The sequence below is a fragment of the Roseibium aestuarii genome (assembly GCF_008477545.1).
GTDB classification, from domain to species: domain Bacteria; phylum Pseudomonadota; class Alphaproteobacteria; order Rhizobiales; family Stappiaceae; genus Roseibium; species Roseibium aestuarii.
In genome coordinates, this window is record NZ_VORA01000003.1 from 1 (window position 1) to 21,402 (window position 21,402).

Consider the following 21,402-nt stretch of genomic DNA (forward strand, 5'->3'; position numbering starts at 1 on the left):
GTCCACGCTTCCCTTCCTTCAATACCAAATTGTCAAAGAACCGAACCGAAGTTCATACCCGAAGACCAAAAGACGCCGGCCTCGAAATCACTTTCGAGCCTCAAGCCCTCGTTTTCGGGAATTTGGAGCGCAGCGCCCCGTCGCCAGCGACTTGGCCGCCGTCGATGAACAGGCTTATACGCACCCACCCCAAAACCGTCAACGCCAAAAAATCCACCAAACCAAAATTTTCAGATCCACCCCCGCACCCCCTGTGAACAACGCAGACATCTCCACAGGCAGGACGCAGGGTTTGCGGCGATCCTGGCGTGTTTTCAACAGGCTGACCCGATTTCGGACCAATCCGCCTGAGGTTTTCCGTAGGCCCGATCCGGACCGGTTGTGCCGGTCCAAACGCGAAAACCGTGCGATCAGAGCGACGGAGATCCCTTGGCCTCCGGGTCATCGATGACGCTGACATGGGCCGCGGCAATCTTCCAGCCCTCTGAAGTCCGCACCCAGGTCTGCATCTGGCGCCCAACCTTTCCAGGCGCCGTATCCCGATGAAAGAGCGTCGAGGCCACAGCCACGTCCGGCCCATGGGCAGTGAGAACCGTCCGCGACAAAACCCGGTCCAGCCCGGCAGGGCTGCGCCCGGCGCGATAGGCGGCAATCTGCGCATAGCCATAGAGGTTCTCGCCACCGCCATAGCGGATGGTCTGCGGCGCATCGAGGAACAGCCGGTCGAGAGTGGCGACATCATTCGACACCAACGCCGCCTCATAAGAGGCAAAGGCTGCTTCCAGATCTGCGGCAGCGGGGCCGGGCGCGGAGCCGAGTGCGGAGCGGAACGTCGGAACATCCTCAAGCGGATCCCCCGATCCACGCACCGGCTCACAGGCAAACGGCGCTGCCCGCGGCCCAAGCACGCGCGGTGCCGGAGCCTCGAAGGTCATGCGCCCCTTCTTCATGCCCCACACCGGGCGCCGGATCTCGCCGACCACCTGGGCACCGTCCCGGGCATCCAAGGCGATGAAGGTCGCCTCGGCGCCGGCCTCGATCCGGCGCTCACGGCCCAGAAGCCTTTCGGGCAGAGACGTGACCATGGCAAGGCAGGTCTCGAGATCGGGCGCTTCGCCGAGCTGCTGGATGTTGGCATAGAGATTGGCGAGGCGCGGCAGCGAGCAATCCCCATAGGGCGTGAAGGGATTGAGCACATTGTTGGTGGCGAGCGTGCAGCAGCCGCCCAGAGCGGCCAGCCGATGGGCGGGTGTCACCCCCCGGGGCACCAGATGGTCGTGGCCCCGCCCCATGAGATAGAGATCCGTCGCGGGCAGGACGGTAAGCGCCACCCCGGCCGACACCAGCCGCTTCAGCACAGCGTCGAGCTCCGGAGCCGGCAGAGCCGAGAGGCTGGTGACATGGCCGATCGTGACCCGGCCCTGAAACTCATGGGCCTCCGTCTGCCTGAGGATCTCGTCCAGATGACCGCGACGGGGATCAAGATGGAAGTCCAGGTGGAAGTCCAGATCCACATCCCGGGCCCTTGCCAGCTCGAACAGCAGCCGGATCTGGGTGTCCGGTTCCGGATCCGTATAGGGACAGCCACCCAGAAGGTCGGCGCCCTGATCGAGCGCCTCGTCCAGAAGCTCGAGCGTGCCGGGGAGATTGGTCAGCCCATCCTGCGGAAAGACGCAGATCTGCAGATCGAGCGCCCAGGCAAAATCCTGCTTCAGGCGCATCACGGCCCGGAACCCCGTCAACCCGACCACCGGATCGATCTCCACATGGGTGCGCAAGGCGTTCGTACCCTGGGCGATGGCCTTTTCCAGCACCCCGGCGCCACGGAAATAGATGTCCTCTTCGGAAAACGCCGCCTTGGCCACCGCCACTGAAGCAATGGCGCCAGCGAGGGTTCCGGTCTCGTTGCGGCAGCGATCGAGAATGCAGGCCTTGTCCAGGTGAATATGGCTTTCCACAAACCCCGGGATGAGCATGGCCCCACCCCCGTCCATCACGGACAGATCGTCCGTGGCGAGATCCGGGCCGATCGCCACGATCCTCCCCTCCTCGATCCGCAGATCGATGGGAGCCGACGGATCCGAAGACAGACGGACATTGCGCAGGAGAAAGGCCGGTGCGGAGATCGGGAAGGTCATGATGGGATGAACCGGAAATGCAGCACGGAGGAAGCGCCCTGCATCGATGCCTTGGGCATCGGCGAACGGGGCGGGCAGGATCGGCTCACCATATCCGCTTCGTCCGCGCGCATCCTGCCTAAATCATGAGCCCCCTGCAACGATCGACGGCAGGGCGAGGACCTCGGAGCACAAAACGCCCCGCCTGACGGGAAGAAGAATTCACACGCTCGATCGGAAGCAACACAAAGGCCAATGGCGGGACAGCAATGACGCTAGATCCGGCGCAAGCGCTCGGTCTCGTGCCCGGCAGCAGATCGGGAAAGACATCGGAGAGATTGGTGATCCCGACGCGATTCGAACGCGTGACCCTCAGATTAGGAATCTGATGCTCTATCCTGCTGAGCTACGGGACCACTGGAAAGCTGCCTTATCATGTTCGGGCCGGTCTGGCGACCCCTTGCGCCGCCAAATCCCCGGGAGGCAGGCCCGATCTCAGAGCGCGGTCCGGACCGCTTCACCCGGCAGATGGCTGGTGAAGCGTGAGGCTCTCACCAGGACGTCGTCCGGGCTTTCACCGGTCAAAGGTGGGGCAGAGGTGCGACCAAACGTGATCAGGGTGCTGAGGCGATCAGGCCGGGGTTCTGGCAGAATGTCAGGCTGAAGGCCGGTGCTCTTCCGAAAGGATCCAGACGATGGCACCGGTCAGAGCTGGCCCGCGGCGCATCAGCAGGACGCGCTTGGCGGCGGCGGTGCGAGGCGCTAGCCTTGGTGCCGGTCCACCGGAGAATGACGGCCTTGCAACGTCCCCGACATCCCCGATGCCCTGACGGTGCGTTGCCCCGGCGGCCGACCGCCCGGTCCGGCCCTGGGGCATCGCGTGAATGGACCGGGTCCGTCACCTGGTGGCGCCACATCCTTTGCCCTGCCACGCACAGAGCTCTTGCCGCAGCCTTGGCTCTTCTTGCGCTGGCGTTTGTCGCACCTGCCTTCGCCGTTTCGCCAGCGAAGGGCGAAAGCGCAACGAAACACGGCGGCACGCCGAAGCCCCTCGCCCCCTCCACCTCATCGGAAGACCTCGGGACGCAAACCTGCGGTGCCACCCCTCAGGACACCCTGCCACAGCCGCCCGGCTTCACGCCCGGCCCGCGCTGGCCGGATCTCCCTCTCTTCATGGATGCGGAAGGCTTCGCCGTCAGACCTGCAGGGCTGCATGTGCTGACCGGCGACCTTGCGGGCGCCTCCGCCGATGCTCCCCTGCGCTCAGGCTCCTACCACGCGGCCGTCTCCGGCCCCGCGGACCGCTGGGGCATCCCCCCCGCCTGGCTGCGGGACGGCGACGGCACTCTGGTGCAGCAACGCCTGCTGGAAGCCGGCCTGGCCCTCGCCGATCTCACCGACTACACCCTGCCGCCGCCCTGTCTGGCCGCCCTCGCCCTCTGGGAACAGACCGGCCGGCGACACCGGCGTGGGGTCTGGAAGACCCGCTTTCCCCTGCGGTCGGACAGGCCCGCAACCATTCTTCCCTTCACCGGACAGGAGGTCGTGATAGAAGGCCCTCTCGTCTCTCTTGGAAAAACCGCCAAGACCCGCTATCTCAACTTCGGCGGATACTGGAAGGTCGACCTGACGGCGACGATCACCGCCGCGCGGATTGCCCCCTTTCGCGAAACCCTCGAGGCTCTCGACCGTTCTCTTGGCCAGGGAAAGACGGTCCGGGTTCGCCTTCGCGGCCTGGTGGAGGACAGGGACGGTCCGCTGGTCGAGCTGGTTCATCCGCGACAGCTGGACATCCTGGACGTGACGAAGGACGCAGAGTGACCGCAACACTGGTACAAGGCCCCTCCCGAACCGCGCGCCTCTCTCGGCGCGGGCTGCGGTCGTTTGCCGCCTCCCTGTCCCTGTCGCTGCTGCTTGCCGGCTGCCAGCTTCTCGGCAACTCGACCTCCGTCGGCGTCATCGCACCGGGCACGTTGCGGCCCGGTCTGGCAGAAGACATCGGCGCACGCGAACACCCGCGCGTGGTCGCCACCTATGGCGGCGTCTACGAGGATCCGGGCGCGGAGCGGGCTGTCGCCGGGGTCATCGGGCGGCTGGTGGAAGCCTCCGAGGATCCGTCCCAGAGTTATCGCATCACCATTCTGAATTCGCCGGCGGTCAATGCCTTTGCCCTGCCCGGCGGCTATCTCTATGTGACCCGTGGCCTTCTGGCGCTCGCCAATGACACCTCGGAGCTGGCGGCCGTGCTGGCCCACGAGATGGCCCACGTCACCTCCAATCACGCCATTGCCCGCCAGCAGCGCGCCGAGGTGACCGAACTCACCAACAAGGTGCTGAGCAACGTGCTGCAGGAGAGCGAGAGCACCCGACAGGCGATCCTGTCGTCGCAGATGTCCTTTGCCCGCTTCTCGCAGACGCAGGAGCTTCAGGCCGATGCGGTGGGCGTGAAGACGCTCGCCAAGGCCGGATACGACCCCTTCGCCGCCTCCCGCTTCCTGAAGTCCATGGCGGACTTCTCGGCCTATCAGAACGCCCAGAACGACGGCTCCGACGCGCCTGACTTCCTGTCGTCCCACCCGACCACGCCCGACCGGGTGAACCTGGCCGTGCGCGAGGCACGTCAATTCTCCGGCCCCGGCATCGGCGAGCGCGACCAGAAGGCCTACCTGTCCCAGATCGACGGCATGCTCTTCGGCGACGATCCGCTGGAAGGCTTCGTCCGGGGTCGGGCCTTCCTGCACAAGGCGCTCGGCATCGGCTTCACCGTACCCACAGGCTACATTCTGGAAAACTCGCCGGAAGCGGTTCTGGCCAGCGACGGCAACGGCACGGCCATGCGCTTCGACGGCGCCGACGTGAGCAACTTCGACACGCTGACCGCCTACATGAATTCCGGCTGGATCAACGGCCTGCTGCCGGAAACCGTGCGGGCGACCACCATCGACGGCATTCCCGGCGTCACCGGCGCGGCGATCACCCAGGGCTGGTCTTTCCGCATTGCCGTTCTGCGCATCGGCCGCACCGGATACCGCTTCATCTTTGCCAGCCGCCAGCCGGATCAGGCTTTCGAACAGGGCTTCAAGGAAACCATCGAGAGCTTCCGCCAGCTTTCCCCGACCGAACGCGCAAGGCTCAAGTCCCTGCGGATCAAGGTGGTGGAAACGGGCCCCGGCGACACGCCGCGCAAGCTCGCCATCGGCATGAGCGGCATCGAGCCCTCCCGTCGGCTTGAGTTCTTCTCCATCCTGAACAGCCTGGACCCGGCCAGCCAGATCGCCCCCGGCAGCTATGTGAAGCTGGTGGTCGACTGAGCGCCCGAGACAGAAAACCCCGGCTGATGGATCCATCAACCGGGGTTTTTCATGTCTGCGCGCGCCTGAAAGGTGTCAGTGGCTGAAGGCCGACTGGTCCGCCTGACGTTCCAGCAGGGCCACCTTCAGCTTTTCCAGCGCCCGGTTCTCGATCTGCCGCACCCGTTCCTTGGAGATGCCGAGGCTCTGGCCGAGGGACTCCAGCGTGGCGCCTTCATCGGTCAGGCGGCGCTGACGCACGATCTCAAGCTCCCGGTCGCTCAGCACCTTCAGGGCGGAGGACAGCCACCGGCGCCGGCGTTCGTCGTCGATGGAGCGCCCCACCACCTCGTCGGGAAGGGGCTCGTCGGAGACCAGGAAGTCCTGCCGGTCCGCACTGCCCTCGTCTCCATCGACCGCCGGAGCGTTGAGGGAGCTGTCCGGGCCGGAAAGCCGGGCGGACATCATGGCCACATCCTGCGGCTTGACCCCCAGCGCTTCGGCGATCTTCCGGTGCACTTCGGAATCGGTGAGGTTCTGCTGCTTGCCCAGCAGCTTGGCCCGCAGGCGCCGCAGGTTGAAGAACAGCGCCTTCTGGCTGGACGAGGTGCCACCGCGCACGATGGACCAGTTTCTCAGGATGTAGTCCTGAATGGAGGCGCGGATCCACCACGTTGCATAGGTGGAAAAGCGCACCTCGCGCTCGGGTTCGAACCGGGCTGCCGCTTCCAGCAATCCCACATGCCCTTCCTGTATCATGTCGCCCAGGGACAGGCCGAAATGGCGGAAGCGCGAGGCCACCGCAATCACGAGCCGCATGTGGGAAAGGGTCAGGCGCTCTAGGGCCACCTTGTCGCGCCCGTCGCGCCAGCGTTCGGCAAGCTCCCGCTCTTCCTCGCGAGTGAGATACGGCGCCTTCATGGCCGTCCGTACCAACTGACGTCTTTCGCTCAAGGAATGGGACATGTCCGTCGCTCCTGCGTTTCTTCGGTCAGAATACGCGCCCGACCGCAGCCTAGATCACGCCTGGACGCGAAAGGAGAGGCGCAGGGAGCACAAATCCGTGAACGCAGAGTTCACCGAAAGGATGCCCCGGATCGGCCTTCTCCCGGCAAAAGCCAGCCCATAAAAGAAAACCCCGGCCGGAGCCGGGGTCTCGTCATCTCGTCAGGATGAGCTCGCAGGCCCTCAGGCCGCTTCTTCCTGATCGTCTTCGTCATCAGCATCGGCAGCTTCGGCGGCGGCCTTCAGGCGGCTCGGCGCCTTCGACAGGTTCAGCTCGATCTGCTTGACGGCTTCGGTCTCGGAGCACTTGTTCACGGCTGCGATTTCGCGGGCCATGCGGTCCAGGGCAGCTTCATAGAGCTGACGCTCGGAATAGGACTGTTCCGGCTGATTTTCAGACCGGTACAGATCGCGCACAACTTCCGAAATCGCGATCAGGTCGCCGGAGTTGATCTTCGCTTCATATTCCTGGGCACGACGGCTCCACATGGTGCGCTTGATGCGCGGACGGCCACGAACGGTCTCCAGAGCCTTGTCGACCGCATCCGGGTCACCGAGCTTGCGCATGCCGACGCTGGCGATCTTGGCCACGGGAACCCGCAGGGTCATCTTGTCCTTGTCGAAAACAATGACCAGGAGCTCAAGAGTGTGACCCGCCACGCTCTGCTCTTCGATGGCCGTGATCTGACCGACACCATGAGCCGGATAGACGATATACTCGCCCGTCTTGAAACCCTGTCGCTGCGCGGTCTTCTTCGTGCCAGTTGCCATTCTCTCGTCTACTCCTGCGCAGTTGCCGATCCTCGCCAGAGAACCGGCGCGGTCGAAATGACCGCCGGAGGCGGTCTTCTGTTCTTTGTGTGACACGCAAAATCCCGAACGTGTCCGCAAGTCAGGACACTGTTGATAGAGCGCGTGTCGGGGTGGTCAGCCGTTGGAAACCACACTATGGGTGAAGTCAGTCATACGAAGCATGTGATCCAGTTCACAATCCAGCTCGGACTGCAGCGCTAAACGCCTCCACCACGGAGCTTTAGCCAGTGTGTCTGAACGACTATCTTGCAAATATAGCACAGGCAGGCAAAAAATCAAAGAGTGATGAGTGCGTTGCCGCTCGTCATGCGCCTGACGCAAGGATACCCGGACATTTTGCCAAGGCCTCTCCGCACCCGCTCCGGCGCGGATTGCCAGCTGCCGGCACCCAGGATCTCGACCTCTTCATCACCTGCAATGGACGCCATGCTTCCCCCGATCGGACCGGGGCGCGAAGCCCCTGACACAGCCCTGTCTGCCGCTGCACGAACCCGAGCGCAGGCCCCCGAAAGCAGAAAGCCGCCCCGGCATCACCGGCAGCGGCTTCCCTGTCAATCACGCTTCAAGGCTGCTCAGGCGCCCTGCGGTCCTTCGGCAGAGAAATACTGCTCGAGCTTGTTTTCCTTGCCGTCGAATTCTGCGGCCTCGGGCAGCGCGTCCTTCTTTTCGGTGATATTCGGCCATTTCGCCGAATACTCGGCGTTCAGCTCGATCCACTTCTCCAGGCCTGGCTCGGTGTCCGGCAGGATCGCCTCGGCCGGGCATTCCGGTTCGCACACACCGCAGTCGATGCATTCATCCGGATTGATCACCAGCATGTTCTCGCCTTCGTAGAAGCAATCCACGGGGCAGACTTCCACACAGTCGGTGTACTTGCACTTGATGCAGTTGTCGGTGACGACGTAGGTCATCGCAGGTCCTCTTGGCCGGCTCGGGCAGAGGCGCATCTCGTCGCGTCCGGGATGCGCTTTCCTCAATGGCAAATATCAAGGGCGTTGGGTATCGCTTTTGACGGTTCCGCGCAAGCGCCTGACCGTGCGTCCCCTGCCCCCGTGAAGAAAAACCCTTGCGTGCGGCCGCAATGCCGAAGATTTTCGTTTCAGCTTCGCAGCGAAGACAGGGAAAGGGCCTCAGTCGCCCTGCAGGAAGGCGTCGATCTGCCGCCGGTCCCGCTTGGTCGGACGCCCCGCTCCCGGGTCCCGCTGGGCCGGTTGCGGCACCACGTCGGCCTTGGGCGGCGGCGGGGGAGAAAGATCCTCGTAAAGCAGTCTGGCTTCTTCGTAGGGACCGCGCCGGCTTCCCAGCGCAACCACCTTCAGCACCAGCACCCGCCGCTCCAGACCGATGGTCAGCACGTCGCCGGGCTTGATGGTCTTGGAGGCGGAGGAGATCTTCTCCTGATTGATCCGGACATGGCCCCCGGTCGCCAGCTTCTGGGCAAGCGACCGGGATTTCGTGACGCGGGCGTACCACAGCCACTTGTCGATCCTCAGCGCCCCGGAGGCCAGGGCGGTCGGTGACACCTTGTCGGAAATCAGGATTTCCCCTTCTTGTCCATGCCGGACTTCAGGGCGAGCAGCGCCGCGAACGGGCTGTCCATGTCCACCGGCTTGTCCTTCTTCGGCTTGGGCGCGGATTCGAAGGTCTTCGGGCCACGCTCGGCGCGGTCCGGACGGGGACCGCCCTTGCCCTTGCCACCGCGCTTGTCGCCACGGAAACCATCCTTGCGGCCGTCACGGCCTTCGCCGCCCTTGCCGCGCGCATCCTGACCGCCCCGATTGTCCTGACCCTGGCGACGACCATCCTGGCCCTGACGGCGCGGACGGCGATCCCCGCGGCCCGGACGCCAGATCTCGATGGTGACGGTTTCGGTTTCAACCGCTGCCTCGGAAGCAGCAGCCTCTTCGGTCATGGTCTCGGCAACCACTTCGGCCGGAGCTTCAGAGCTTTCGGCGACCGGCGCGGCGTCCTCGGCAGCAGCGTCCGCCGGAGCGTCCACAGCGGTTTCCGCAGCCACGGGTGCGGCTGCGACCGCCACCGGACGCTGCACTTCCTTGGTCTCGACCCGGTAGCCGAGCGACTTCAGGATCTGGGAGAAATCATCACCGGCACAGCCGAGCAGCGAGGTCATCGCCACCGTGACGGTGAAGCCGCCACCCTGGGCAATGGCCCCTTCCGGCGGCGTGACTTCGGCGTCGAGCGGCTTCCAGGAAACCAGCGGACGAATGATGTCGGCCAGACGCTCCAGAATGTCGACACGCACGGCGCGCGGACCGCAGACGCGGAAGCCGACGACCTTGTAGAGCGACTTGTCGATGGCCGGGTCGACCGGGATCGACGTGCGGCCGGACGCAGACAGCTGCGGCAGTTCGCTCAGGCCATCCATGTCGAGCGAGCCGTGCTTCAGGGCCCAGAGCTGGGCCAGCAGCTGGCTCGGCGCCGGCTTCAGCAGGGCCGGAACGTAGATGTTGTAGGCGCCGAAACGGACACCGAGCTTGCGCAGCGATGCGCGCATGTCCTGGTCCAGCTGGCGCACCTCGTCGGAGGCCTCCTGCCGTTCCAGGATGCCGAGGTTCTCGACGATGCGGAAGGCAACGCCACGTGCAAGACCTTCGAGGCCTTCGGCGGCCTGCAGGTCGGTCAGCGGCTTGAGCAGCGTTTCGATCTGGCTGCGCACCCACAGGGCAACCCGTTCCTGCACCTTGTCGCGGGCAGGGCCGGTCAGCTGTTCGTCAGCCAGCAGGATGACGGAGGGCTTCAGCACATCCTCTGCGGCGGCCAGCTTGGCCACCACTTCGCCACGCCAGCGCAGCGAGCCGTCCGAAGCGAGGATGAAGTCCCCGTTTTCGGAGCGCGACAGACGATCCGCCCGCGCCTCGATTTCCGCAGCCAGGGCCTTTTGAGCCGCAGCCCGCAGGGTCTTCCCGTCAGGTCCCTCGGCAGCCGCATCAGGGGCGAACCGGAAGCCGAGGAGGTTCCCGATGTGCTGACCTTCCACGAGCACATCACCGCTCGACGTAATTTCCGCTTCCAGCATGGCGTTCTCTCTCAAACGTCGCATCAAGACGCTGGTGCGCCGATCGACAAACCTCTGGGTGAGGCGTTCGTGCAGCGCATCAGACAGTTTATCTTCAATGTCGCGGGTAACGCCCTGCCAGTGGGCCGGATCGGCCAGCCAGTCGGGTCGGTTCGCGACAAATGTCCAGGTCCGGATATGGGCAATCCGGTTTGCCAGTGTGTCGATATCACCATCAGTGCGGTCTGCGAAGGCCACTTGACGACTAAACCAGTCGTCAATGATCGCTCCGTCCCGCATCAGATGGGTATAAATCGTGTTCAGAAGCTCCGCGTGATTGGCGGGAGCAATCTTCCGGTAGTCCGGGATCTGGCACACGTCCCACAGCTTTTCGACCGCATCACGGCCATTTGCCATGCCCGAAATGACGGAATCCCGCAGCAGGTGCTCCAGCGCGGTGATGTCGTCACCGATGGGCGCCCGCGCAAGCCCCTCTTCCCGAGGCACCACGTCCAGCGAGCGCCGAAGGGCGCTGGTGGACGAAAAATCCAGTCGACTGTTGCGCCATTGCAGCACTTTCAGCCCGTCGAACCGGTGACTTTCGATCTGATCCACCAGCTCGTCGTCCAGCGGATCCACCCGGCCGGTGACCCCGAAGCTGCCGTCGCGGGTGTGCCGGCCCGCACGGCCGGCGATCTGGCCCATCTCGGCTGCCGTCAGCTGCCGGTACTGGTAGCCATCATATTTGCGCGCGCCGGCAAAGGCCACATGATCCACGTCGAGATTGAGGCCCATGCCGATGGCATCGGTCGCCACCAGATGCTCCACATCCCCGTTCTGGAACAGCTCCACCTGCGCGTTTCGCGTGCGCGGGCTGAGCGATCCCAGCACCACGGCAGCCCCGCCCCTCTGGCGGCGCAGCAGTTCGGCGATGCCATAGACCTCGTCGGAGGAAAACGCGACGATGGCAGAGCGTGCCGGAAGGCGCGAAACCTTCTTCGAGCCCGCATAGGTCAGCACCGACATGCGCGGCCGGGTCACGACATTCAGTCCGGGCAGCAGCTTTTCCAGCAGCGGGCGAACGGTCGCCGCTCCCAGCAGCAAGGTCTCGGAGCGCCCGCGAACATTCAGGATACGGTCGGTGAAGACATGCCCCCGGTCCATGTTGGAGGCCAGCTGCACCTCGTCGATCGCCACGAAATCGGTGACGATGTCGAGCGGCATCGCTTCTACGGTGCAAACCCAGTAACGCGGCGTCTTCGGGATGATCTTCTCTTCGCCGGTGATGAGCGCGACCGTTTCCGGTCCCTTGCGCTCCACCATGCGGTTGTAGACCTCCCGCGCCAGCAGGCGCAGGGGCAAGCCGATCATACCGGAAGGGTGCGCGGCCATCCGCTCGATGGCCAGGTGGGTCTTGCCTGTGTTGGTCGGCCCCAGAACCGCGGTCACGGTCTTCGAGCGTGCCTGAGGCGGCAGCAGCGGGGCGTTTGGACGGGCCATGAGCTGTCTTGTGGTTGCCTGCGGGGACACGAAGGTCTCCGCCGGTCAGTCGCGTGAAAAGTCGGGCGGTGTCTATCACAGGCAATTGGCACTGTCCTGCCTTTTGTGAGGCTGGACGACTTCTCCCCCTCCCCGGGATGCCGGAAAAACGGAAGATTCGGAGAAAATTCGATATTAATTTCAAATAGATGGTCTGGAAGCAGGAACGACTCTGGAACAAAACCCGCCCGAATCGCGGACAAGCGGCGATTCCGCTTTCGTTCCCTACAAGATCTCGTCGAATACACTCTCCAATGCACAAGATGCTGAATCTGCACCGAGTCCTCGAACGAATCCGTTCGATATTTTCTTTTGCGGCGCGAGTCTTTCTCAAAGTCGAGTCAAGAACTGAATCACGGAAAGACTCTGCGTAAATCCAAAAGCACATCATTAACCCTGAGGAATGTCGGAATGACTCTGGCGTCCGAAGCGATGACTTGCGGCCACAGGACAGATGCTCGGCCGCACTGCCTTGCCAGGTCGTCCAGACGCCACAAGAACGGGATCCCCGCGCGCTCTGCCGCTTCGTGCGAAATTGCATCGGAAGATGCCTTGCGACCCTTGCGGGATTTCGGCACCGCAGCAATAACCTTTATTTATCCGGTCATAACGTTTCGTTGGCAAAGGGGGCTTGCACTCCTGTCAGGAATTCGGATTATTCCGCGCTGCCAATGGGTTTTCCGGCATTCTGGGAGGTTTAAGTCTTGTCCATTCGTAAGATCCTCGTCGCCAACCGTTCGGAGATCGCGATCCGCATCTTTCGCGCTGCAAACGAACTCGGCCTGAAGACAGTTGCCATCTTCGCCGAGCAGGACAAGCTCGCATTGCATCGCTTCAAGGCGGATGAGGCCTATCAGGTCGGCAAGGGGCTCGGCCCCATCGAGGCCTATCTAAACATCGAGGACATCATCCGCATCGCCCGCCTCTCGGGCGCGGATGCCATCCATCCGGGCTACGGCCTTCTGTCGGAAAGCCCGGAATTTGCCGAGGCCTGCGCCGAAGCCGGTCTGATCTTCATCGGCCCGACGCCGGAAACCATGCGCCGTCTCGGCAACAAGGTGGCGGCCCGCGAACTGGCGATTGCCGCCGGGGTGCCGGTGATGCCGGCGACCGACCCGCTGCCCGACGACATGGAGCAGATCAAGCAGCAGGCTGGCCGCATCGGCTATCCGGTCATGCTCAAGGCCTCCTGGGGCGGCGGCGGACGCGGCATGCGCGTCATCCCGGACGAGGCGACCCTGCTCAAGGAAGTGACCGCCGCCAAGCGCGAGGCCAAGGCCGCCTTCGGCAAGGACGAGATCTATCTGGAAAAGCTGGTGGAGCGCGCCCGCCACGTGGAGGTGCAGATCCTCGGTGACGGTCAGGGCGGCCTCGTCCACCTGTTCGAGCGCGACTGCTCGATCCAGCGCCGCCATCAGAAGGTCGTGGAGCGGGCCCCGGCCCCCTACATGAGCCCGGAGAAGCGCGCGGAACTGTGCGACTACGGCCTGAAGATCGGCCGCGAGGTGAATTACCGCGGCGCTGGCACCGTCGAATTCCTGATGGATGCGGATACGGGCGCCATCTACTTCATCGAGGTGAACCCGCGCGTCCAGGTCGAGCATACGGTGACCGAGGAAGTCACCGGCATCGACATCGTCAAGGCCCAGATCCAGATCCTCAATGGTCACCGGATCGGCACGCCGGAAAGCGGCGTTCCCGCTCAGGCTGACATCCGCCTCCATGGCCATGCCCTCCAGTGCCGCATCACCACCGAAGATCCGGAGCAGAACTTCATTCCCGATTACGGCCGCATCACCGCCTATCGCGGCGCGACCGGCTTCGGCATCCGTCTCGACGGCGGCACCGCCTATTCCGGCGCGGTGATCACCCGTTTCTATGATCCGCTGCTGGAAAAGGTCACCGCCTGGGCGCCCAGCGCCGAGGAAGCCTGCAAGCGCATGGACCGCGCCCTGCGCGAATTCCGCATCCGTGGCGTCGCCACCAACCTGGAATTTCTGGAAAACATCATCGGTCACCCGAAATTCCGGGCGAACGACTACACCACCCGCTTCATCGACAACACGCCCGAGCTCTTTGCCCAGACCCGCCGGCAGGACCGCGCCACCAAGCTGCTGACCTATATCGCCGACGTCTCGGTCAACGGCCACCCGGAAACCCGCAACCGGCCGGAACCGGCGAAGGACGCCATGCTGCCGGAAGTGCCGGACTTTGGCGACGTGAAGCCGGACGGCACCCGCCAGCTCCTCGATCAGCTGGGCCCGAAGGGCTTCGCTGCCTGGATGAAGCAGCAGGACCGGGTGCTGGTGACCGACACCACCATGCGCGACGCGCACCAGTCGCTGCTCGCCACCCGCATGCGCAGCCACGACATCGTGCGCGTGGCGGATGCCTATGCGGCCGGCCTGCCGCAGCTCTTCTCGCTGGAATGCTGGGGCGGCGCGACCTTCGACGTCGCCATGCGCTTCCTCACCGAAAGCCCCTGGGAGCGTCTGGCCCAGATCCGCGCCAAGGCCCCCAACATCCTGCTGCAGATGCTGCTGCGCGGCTCCAACGGCGTCGGCTACACCAACTACCCCGACAATGTGGTGAAGTTCTTCGTGAAACAGGCTGCCGAAGGCGGCGTCGACCTGTTCCGCGTCTTCGACTGCCTCAACTGGGTGGAGAACATGCGCGTCTCCATGGACGCGGTGATCGAGGCCGACAAGCTCTGCGAGGGCGTGCTCTGCTACACCGGCGACCTGCTCGACAGCGCCCGGCCGAAATATGACCTGAAATACTACGTGGGTCTGGTGAAGGAACTGGAAGCCGCCGGTGCCCACATCATCGGCATTAAGGACATGGCCGGCCTGCTCAAGCCCGCTGCGGCCCGACAGCTGGTCAGCGCCCTGCGTCAGGAGACCGACCTGCCGCTGCACCTCCACACCCACGACACGTCGGGCATTTCCGCGGCCACCGTCCTGGCGGCCGTCGAGGCCGGCGTCGATGCGGTGGATGCGGCCATGGATGCCCTCTCCGGCCTCACCTCCCAGCCCTGCCTCGGCTCCATCGTCGAGGCCCTGCGCGGCACGGACCGGGACCCGGGCCTCGACCCGGAAACCATCCGCCGCATTTCCTTCTACTGGGAGGCCGTGCGCAACCAGTATGCCGCCTTCGAAAGCGACCTGAAGGCCGGCGCCTCGGAAGTCTATCTGCACGAGATGCCCGGTGGCCAGTTCACCAACCTGAAGGAACAGGCCCGCTCGCTCGGTCTCGAAAGCCGCTGGCACGAAGTGGCCCAGGCCTACCGCGACGCCAACATGCTCTTCGGCGACATTGTCAAGGTGACCCCCTCCTCCAAGGTGGTGGGCGACATGGCGCTGATGATGGTGAGCCAGGGTCTGAGCGCCGCCGATGTGGCCGACCCGAAGAAGGACGTGGCCTTCCCCGACAGCGTGGTCAGCATGCTGCGCGGCGATCTCGGCCAGTCTCCCGGCGGCTGGCCCGAAGCCCTGCAGAAAAAGGCGCTGAAGGGCTCTGCCCAGATAACAGTGCGTCCGGGCTCGCTGATCCCGGAAGCCGATCTCGGTGCCGAGCGGGTCAAGCTGAAGGAGATCATGGGCAAGGAGCCGTCCGATCAGGATCTGGCCGCCTATCTCATGTATCCGAAGGTCTTTGCCGACTTCGACAAGGCTCAGGATCTCTACGGCCCCACCGAAGTGCTGCCGACCCCGGTGTATTTCTACGGTCTGGACGTGGGGGACGAGATCCTCGTCGAGCTGGAGCCGGGCAAGACCCTCGTGGTCGTGTGCCAGGCCATCGGCGAGACCGACGAGAACGGCGATCGCAAGGTCTTCTTCGAGCTCAACGGCCAGCCGCGCATCATCAAGGTGCCAGACCGGGCCCACGGCGCCTCTGGCGCGGCCGCCCGCCGCAAGGCCGAGGAAGGCAATGCCAACCACCTGGGCGCGCCCATGCCGGGCGTCATCTCGACCATTGCCGTCCAGCCCGGCCAGTCGGTGACCGCCGGCGACATGCTGCTCTCGATCGAAGCCATGAAGATGGAAACCGCGCTCCACGCGGAACGGGACGGCGAGATCGCCGAGGTCCTCGTCACCGCCGGCTCCCAGATCGACGCCAAGGACCTGCTGATCGTCTACAAGTGATCCGCAGGTCTCAAGCCTCTGAAACAGGACTGATGCCATGGCTCGACCATGGCATCCCTGCCGTGCCCTCACCTCACTCGATGAGGGCGGACAGGTCTCAAGCGGAGGCGCGAAAGCAACCCTCACCCGGCGCAGCGCGCCGACCTCTCCCAGGCTTGGGAGAGGTGAGCCGTGGAGAGCCAGAGAACTCCGGCCTCAACGCCTCAAGAACCATCACTGAGCCCCTGATCTCTCAACACGGGAAACGTACCTCTCCCGAGACCGGGAGAGGTCGACCCAAAGGGTCGGGTGAGGGTTCAGGCCCAGGCGCATCGATGATCCGCCCGGTGCGATCCCCTCTCCTCAGAAGTCGACCGTCAGGCCCTTGATCTCCCAGTCCTCGTAGCGGGTGGGCTCCAGTCCGCCGCGTCCATCCACTTCTTTGGGCAGGGCGGCCTGACGGGCATCGATCTCCTTGCGCCGCTCTTCTGCCTCGAGCAGGGCGCGCTGGGCGGCGGGCGGCAGATCCTCGAAGGCCCGGCGCGGCGCCTCTTCCGGGGTCGCAGCCAGAGACGGAGCATCGGCCGCAACCGTATAGTCGAGGGAAGCGGTGTTGGAACTCGGACGGGTTTCGGGCGTCTCAGACATGGGGCGTGGGCCTTTTCCTGGCGGGATCGCAGGGGTTCATGCCCCCTCGCCGCCTTGCTAAACCGGCGCGGCAATCCCATTTCATCTGTGACAGGGCATATAAAGCCCGCGCGACCCGAATGCAAAAAGGTCTTGGACGAACGACGATGAACTATATCAGGACAGCGATGCTGCTGGCGGCCATGACCGCTCTCTTCATGGGCATCGGCTTCATGATCGGCGGCCAGTCGGGCATGATGATTGCCCTGGTGATTGCCGCCGCCATGAACCTCTTCGGCTACTGGAACTCCGACAAGATGGTGCTGCGCATGCACCATGCCCAGGAGGTCGATGAACGCAGCGCACCGGAATATTACGGTCTGGTGCGCCAGCTCGCGGCCCGTGCCGATCTGCCCATGCCGAAGGTCTATCTCATCGACAATCCGCAGCCGAACGCCTTTGCCACCGGCCGCAATCCGCAGAATGCCGCCGTTGCCGCCACCACCGGCCTGCTGCGCATGCTCACCCGCGAGGAAGTGGCAGGCGTGATGGCCCATGAGCTGGCCCACGTGAAGAACCGCGACACGCTGACCATGACGATCACCGCCACGCTGGCGGGGGCGATCTCCATGCTCGGCAACTTCGCCTTCTTCTTCGGCGGCAACCGCGACAACAACAATCCCTTCGGCTTTGTCGGCGTGCTGGTGGCGATGATCGTCGCCCCGCTGGCAGCCGCGCTGGTGCAGATGGCCATCTCGCGGACCCGCGAATATGCCGCCGACCGCATGGGCGCGGAAATCTGCGGCGAGCCCATGTGGCTGGCCTCCGCTCTGTCCAAGATCGCCGGTGGCGTCGAGCACATCCACAATCCGGATGCCGAGCACAATCCGGCGACCGCCCACATGTTCATCATCAACCCGCTGTCGGGGGAACGGATGGACAACCTCTTCTCCACCCACCCGGCGACCGAAAACCGCATCGCGGCGCTCCGCCAGATGGCGGCCTCCGGCCTCGGTGGAGGCGGAGGAGACACGATGTCGACGCCCCATGGCGCCGCATCCCGTCCATCTGCCTCGGCCTCCGGTCGCTCCGGCATTCCGAACCATCCCCGTGATCCGGGCGCCAGGCCCCGCGGCCCCTGGGGTTGAGGCCCGTGACGTGAGGAGGCTGGGACCTCAGAGGCGACAAAAACCGCTTCGTTAAGGCTCCTTGCAAGAAAACCCTTTCGCCGGCTTCGCCACGCGCTTAAAATAGGGCTTCGCGCCGCTGTCCGGTTCCCCGGGCTGCGGCGCCTGTCATTTTACCGCCCGGATCGATCCGGCACCTTCAAGACTGGAATTCTTCCGTGGCACGACCGACCGGTGGCACCCGCCGCCCCCAGACCCGACCGCAGCAGCCCAAGGCAAGCCAGGGAGATGATCTTCCCGGTCTGGCCGGCAAGCCCGGCTTCGCGGCCCGCAAGGTGGCCGCAGACATTCTGGGCAATGTGGTTCACAAGCGTCATGCCATCGATGCGGAACTGGACCTGACCTCCGGCCACAGCGGCTTCCGTGCCCTGGCCCCCAACGACCGGGCGCTGGTGCGGGCCATCGTCGGCGGCAGCCTGCGCCATCGCGGCGAGATCGCCGCGATCCTGGACCGGCTGCTGGATCGGAAGATCCCTGAAAAGACCGGCCGCGTGGTCGACATCCTCCACATCGCCATCACCCAGATGCTCTATCTCGACATCCCCGACAGCGCGGCGGTCAATCTGGCCGTGGACCATGCGGGCGCCGACCGGCGTGCCAAACCCTACAAGGGGCTGGTGAACGGTGTGCTGCGCCGCCTTGGGCGCGAGCGGGACGAGATGACCGCAGATTTGGATGGCGTGCGCCTCAACACCCCGGACTGGCTTTTCGAGAGCTGGACCGAGACCTATGGCGCAGAGACAGCCCGCGCCATCGCCGAGGCCCACAGCAAGGAAGCCGCCGTCGACCTGAGCATCAAGGACGATGCCGCCGGCTGGGCCACCCGTGTGGGCGGCACGCTCGTCGGCAACCGCTCGGTTCGCCTGGGGGAAAAGGCCATCATCGATCAGCTTGACGGCTACGCGGAAGGCGCCTGGTGGGTGCAGGATGCCGCCGCCGCCCTTCCCGCCCGCCTGCTGGGCGACATTGCCGGCAAGAGCGTCGCCGATCTCTGTGCCGCCCCCGGCGGCAAGACGCTTCAACTGGCCGCCGCCGGTGCAAAGGTCACCGCCGTCGACATTTCCAGGAGCCGGCTCAAGCGCGTGAGCGACAACCTCGCCCGCACCGGCATGACGGCCGAAATCGTCGCCGCCGACCTGAAGACCTGGGAGCCCAAGGCGCCCTTCGACGCCATCCTGCTCGATGCCCCCTGCGGCGCAACCGGCACCATCCGCCGTCACCCGGACCTGCCCTGGATCAAGCAAGCCTATGACATCGGCAAGCTGGCGGAGATCCAGACCGAGCTTCTCGACCGGGCACTGACCTGGCTGAAGCCCGGCGGCCTGCTGGTCTATTGCACCTGCTCCCTCCAGCCGGAAGAGGGCGAAGCCCAGATCGCAGCCCTGCTGGAGCGCAATCCCGCCGTCAGCCTCGAGCCCGTCACCGCGGAGGATCTCGGCGGCCTGACCACGAGCATCAGCCCGGAAGGCTATCTGCGGAGCCTGCCGCACCACCCGGCCACGGCCGACGGCAGCCTCACCGGTCTCGACGGATTTTTCGCCGCCCGCCTGCGGAAGAATTAACGCGGAATAAACCGTTAATCCGGCCTAGTGAATTGTAAGCAATTGCTAACCTTAATTTTTCCTTGGGGCCGAAGGAAAGGGCAGCACCATATTCCGCAGTGAAAAGACAGTGACCAACGGAGTGACCGAGCGATGAAAGCGGTCACGGAACAGGGCCGCATCTGGCGCCTGGCCCTTGGTCATGTCTGGCAGAACGGGATGCGCTGGGTCCACGGGGGCCCGGTGTTCCGGTTCCTGCCCAGCCCCTCCGCGCCGGAACGGCTGATCATCGCCCCTCAGGATCTGCGCACCGCCGACGAGACCAATGCCGCCGACATCTACGGCGGGCGGTTCCTCTTCTCCGGCCACCTGATCGAGACCCACGGCCGCTCGCCCTTTCTCATCGAGGGCGCGAATGCGGACTGGTACCGGGCGCTGCACGGCTTCGGCTGGCTGCGCGACCTGCGCGCCACCAGCAGCCAGGTCTCACGCAAGAATGCCCGGGTCCTCGTCGATGACTGGATCACCCATTGCGGGCGCTGGGACAAGGTGGCCTGGCAGCCGCCGGTAGTCACCCGCCGCATGCTCTCCTGGCTGAGCCATTCGCCCTTCCTGCTGGAAGACAGCGACCACGAGTTCTACAGCCGGTTCCTGCGCGCGCTGGCCCGCCACCTGCGCTATCTGCGAAGGACGATCAACGACACCCACGACGGGGTGGAGCGCCTGCAGGCTGCTCTTGCCATCGCCGCGGGCTCGGTCTGCCTCTCCGGTCATGGCCGCTTCACCCGCCAGGCCTTGCGCCGCCTCGACTACGAGCTGAACCGCCAGATCCTCCCGGACGGCGGGCATGTGTCGCGCAGTCCCGGGGCGATCATCCAGATCCTCGCGGATCTTCTGCCCGTGCGCCAGGTCTTCATGGCCCAGGGGCTGGAAATGACCGGCACGGTGATGCAGTCCGTCGACCGCATGATGCCGATCCTGCGCTTCTTCCGCCACGCGGACGGCGCGCTCGCCCATTTCAACGGCATGGGCTCCACCCCCAACGATCTCGTGGCCACCATCATGGCCTATGACGATGCGCGCGGTGCCCCGCCCTCCAATGCGCCGCACAGCGGCTATCAGCGCCTGAGCGGCGGCCAGAGCCTCGTGCTCATGGACACGGGCCGCCCGCCCCGCGACGGGGTCAGCGGCTCCGCCCATGCCGGTTGCCTGTCCTTCGAGTTCTCCTCCGGCCTCAACCGGCTGGTGGTGAATTGCGGCGTGTCCGCCCGCGCCAGCGACGCCTGGCGCAAGGTCAGCCGCTCCACGGCGGCCCATTCCACCGCCTCCCTTGAAGACACCTCGTCCTGCCGCTTCCTGGCAGACTGGCCCTTCGGGCGCTGGCTCGGCGCTCCGGTGGTGTCCGGACCGACCATCGTTCCGGTGGAACGGCACGAGGACGACGCCGGCACCCGCGTCACCGCCTCCCACGATGGCTATCTCAAGTCCTTCGGCATCATCCATTGCCGCGACATCCGCCTTGCCGGCGACGGCACGGTGCTCGACGGGATCGACAGCTTCCCGGCCGGCGGCCCGGAGCGCCATGGCGACCAGTTTGCCATCCGCTTCCATCTGCACCCGGCCATCAAGGCAAGTCTCCTGCGCGGCGGTGCGGCCATCCTGCTCGCCTGTCCCGACGGCGAGGCCTGGGAGTTCGACAGTCCGGGTCAGGATCTGGCGCTGGAAGACTCCATCTACCTGTCGGACGTCTATGGCCATCGCAAGACGCTGCAGCTGGTCATCTACGGCCGCATCAGCTCGTCTCCGACCGTCGTCTGGCAATTCCGCCGCACCGCTGTCGCCCGGCCGGAGCGCCGCCCCCTGAGCCGCATCCGCGCGCAGGTCATGGCCACGCCGGAGCTGCCGCTCGACGACCCGCAGACGGAGGACGCGGACATCTCCGCAGATCCCGCCGGGACCGATGAGGCGCCGGCCGCACCGGCCCCCCACTCCTTCGAGGACGAGATCGAAAGCGCACTCGACGCCGCGTTCGACCGGCCGGATCGATCTGACCCGAGCTGACGCGTCCCAAACGGCCCGATGGCGTTTCCTTGGGCTTTTGCTTTGCCAGCATTCGTGATAGGCGACCCGCGAGTGTCCCCTT

General features: G+C 65.0%; 14 protein-coding genes and 1 tRNA gene. 7 read left to right on the forward strand and 8 right to left on the reverse strand.

The features are described 5' to 3' along the window. Positions 1 to 257 (forward strand): hypothetical protein (locus FR728_RS19450; RefSeq protein ID WP_208998808.1); only part of this gene is annotated, 257 nt, incomplete at its 5' end. Positions 258 to 410: 153 nt separating this feature from the next. Here FR728_RS19450 and hpxZ read toward each other — a convergent pair. Together hpxZ and FR728_RS12915 are read right to left on the reverse strand one after the other, a co-directional pair. Then, positions 411 to 2,138 (reverse strand): oxalurate catabolism protein HpxZ, encoded by a 1,728-nt coding sequence (gene hpxZ / locus FR728_RS12910; RefSeq protein ID WP_149893145.1) that lies wholly within the window; start codon positions 2,136 to 2,138, stop codon positions 411 to 413. A 318-nt stretch (positions 2,139 to 2,456) separates the two neighbouring features. After that, positions 2,457 to 2,533, reverse strand: a tRNA-Arg gene (locus tag FR728_RS12915). Positions 2,534 to 3,071: 538 nt separating this feature from the next. Here FR728_RS12915 and FR728_RS19605 point away from each other — a divergent pair. After that, the gene (locus FR728_RS19605) at positions 3,072 to 3,938 is read left to right on the forward strand and encodes a hypothetical protein (RefSeq protein ID WP_244304622.1); all 867 of its coding nucleotides are present in this window, start codon (positions 3,072 to 3,074) and stop codon (positions 3,936 to 3,938) included. Further along, entirely contained in the window at positions 3,935 to 5,428 is a 1,494-nt protein-coding gene (locus FR728_RS19610) for a M48 family metalloprotease (RefSeq protein ID WP_341872935.1), read from the forward strand. Before FR728_RS19605 ends, FR728_RS19610 begins: the two co-directional genes overlap by 4 nt. Positions 5,429 to 5,503: 75 nt before the next feature. Here the strand turns inward: FR728_RS19610 and FR728_RS12925 are convergent, their stop codons facing one another. From FR728_RS12925 to FR728_RS12945, 5 genes are all read right to left on the reverse strand, one after another. Next, positions 5,504 to 6,373, reverse strand: a complete 870-nt coding sequence (locus FR728_RS12925) for an RNA polymerase factor sigma-32 (protein ID WP_149893147.1) — start codon at positions 6,371 to 6,373, stop codon at positions 5,504 to 5,506. Between the two features lie 222 nt (positions 6,374 to 6,595). Continuing rightward, positions 6,596 to 7,183 (reverse strand): CarD family transcriptional regulator, encoded by a 588-nt coding sequence (locus FR728_RS12930; protein ID WP_149893148.1) that lies wholly within the window; start codon positions 7,181 to 7,183, stop codon positions 6,596 to 6,598. 614 nt (positions 7,184 to 7,797) lie between these two features. Next, complete coding sequence (fdxA, locus tag FR728_RS12935; protein ID WP_149893149.1) at positions 7,798 to 8,136, reverse strand: ferredoxin FdxA; 339 nt, start codon at positions 8,134 to 8,136, stop codon at positions 7,798 to 7,800. A 219-nt stretch (positions 8,137 to 8,355) separates the two neighbouring features. Next, positions 8,356 to 8,748, reverse strand: a complete 393-nt coding sequence (locus FR728_RS12940) for an RNA-binding S4 domain-containing protein (RefSeq protein ID WP_244304625.1) — start codon at positions 8,746 to 8,748, stop codon at positions 8,356 to 8,358. Between the two features lie 11 nt (positions 8,749 to 8,759). Beyond that, a complete protein-coding gene (locus tag FR728_RS12945; protein ID WP_149893150.1) occupies positions 8,760 to 11,741 on the reverse strand; it encodes a DEAD/DEAH box helicase in 2,982 nt (993 codons plus the stop codon). Positions 11,742 to 12,484: 743 nt separating this feature from the next. Between FR728_RS12945 and pyc the strand changes: the two genes are divergently transcribed. Next, a complete protein-coding gene (pyc, locus tag FR728_RS12950) occupies positions 12,485 to 15,925 on the forward strand; it encodes a pyruvate carboxylase (protein ID WP_149893151.1) in 3,441 nt (1,146 codons plus the stop codon). 342 nt (positions 15,926 to 16,267) lie between these two features. Here the strand turns inward: pyc and FR728_RS12955 are convergent, their stop codons facing one another. Further along, positions 16,268 to 16,552 (reverse strand): DUF1674 domain-containing protein, encoded by a 285-nt coding sequence (locus FR728_RS12955; protein ID WP_149893152.1) that lies wholly within the window; start codon positions 16,550 to 16,552, stop codon positions 16,268 to 16,270. 146 nt (positions 16,553 to 16,698) lie between these two features. On the opposite strand from FR728_RS12955, the gene htpX reads away from it, so the two are divergent. From htpX to FR728_RS12970, 3 genes are all read left to right on the forward strand, one after another. Further along, entirely contained in the window at positions 16,699 to 17,679 is a 981-nt protein-coding gene (htpX, locus tag FR728_RS12960; protein WP_149893153.1) for a zinc metalloprotease HtpX, read from the forward strand. A gap of 197 nt (positions 17,680 to 17,876) precedes the next feature. Continuing rightward, complete coding sequence (rsmB, locus tag FR728_RS12965; RefSeq protein WP_377176633.1) at positions 17,877 to 19,280, forward strand: 16S rRNA (cytosine(967)-C(5))-methyltransferase RsmB; 1,404 nt, start codon at positions 17,877 to 17,879, stop codon at positions 19,278 to 19,280. Between the two features lie 132 nt (positions 19,281 to 19,412). Continuing rightward, the gene (locus FR728_RS12970) at positions 19,413 to 21,320 is read left to right on the forward strand and encodes a heparinase II/III family protein (RefSeq protein ID WP_149893154.1); all 1,908 of its coding nucleotides are present in this window, start codon (positions 19,413 to 19,415) and stop codon (positions 21,318 to 21,320) included. The last annotated feature ends 82 nt before the right edge of the window (positions 21,321 to 21,402 follow it).

Coding starts and splice junctions, on each gene's coding strand:
- hpxZ (WP_149893145.1), bottom strand. CDS start 2,138: ATGACCTTCCCGATCTCCGCACCGGCCTTTCTCCTGCGCAATGTCCGT.
- FR728_RS12925 (WP_149893147.1), bottom strand. CDS start 6,373: ATGTCCCATTCCTTGAGCGAAAGACGTCAGTTGGTACGGACGGCCATG.
- FR728_RS12930 (WP_149893148.1), bottom strand. CDS start 7,183: ATGGCAACTGGCACGAAGAAGACCGCGCAGCGACAGGGTTTCAAGACG.
- fdxA (WP_149893149.1), bottom strand. CDS start 8,136: ATGACCTACGTCGTCACCGACAACTGCATCAAGTGCAAGTACACCGAC.
- FR728_RS12945 (WP_149893150.1), bottom strand. CDS start 11,741: ATGGCCCGTCCAAACGCCCCGCTGCTGCCGCCTCAGGCACGCTCGAAG.
- FR728_RS12955 (WP_149893152.1), bottom strand. CDS start 16,552: ATGTCTGAGACGCCCGAAACCCGTCCGAGTTCCAACACCGCTTCCCTC.
- htpX (WP_149893153.1), top strand. CDS start 16,699: ATGAACTATATCAGGACAGCGATGCTGCTGGCGGCCATGACCGCTCTC.
- FR728_RS12970 (WP_149893154.1), top strand. CDS start 19,413: ATGAAAGCGGTCACGGAACAGGGCCGCATCTGGCGCCTGGCCCTTGGT.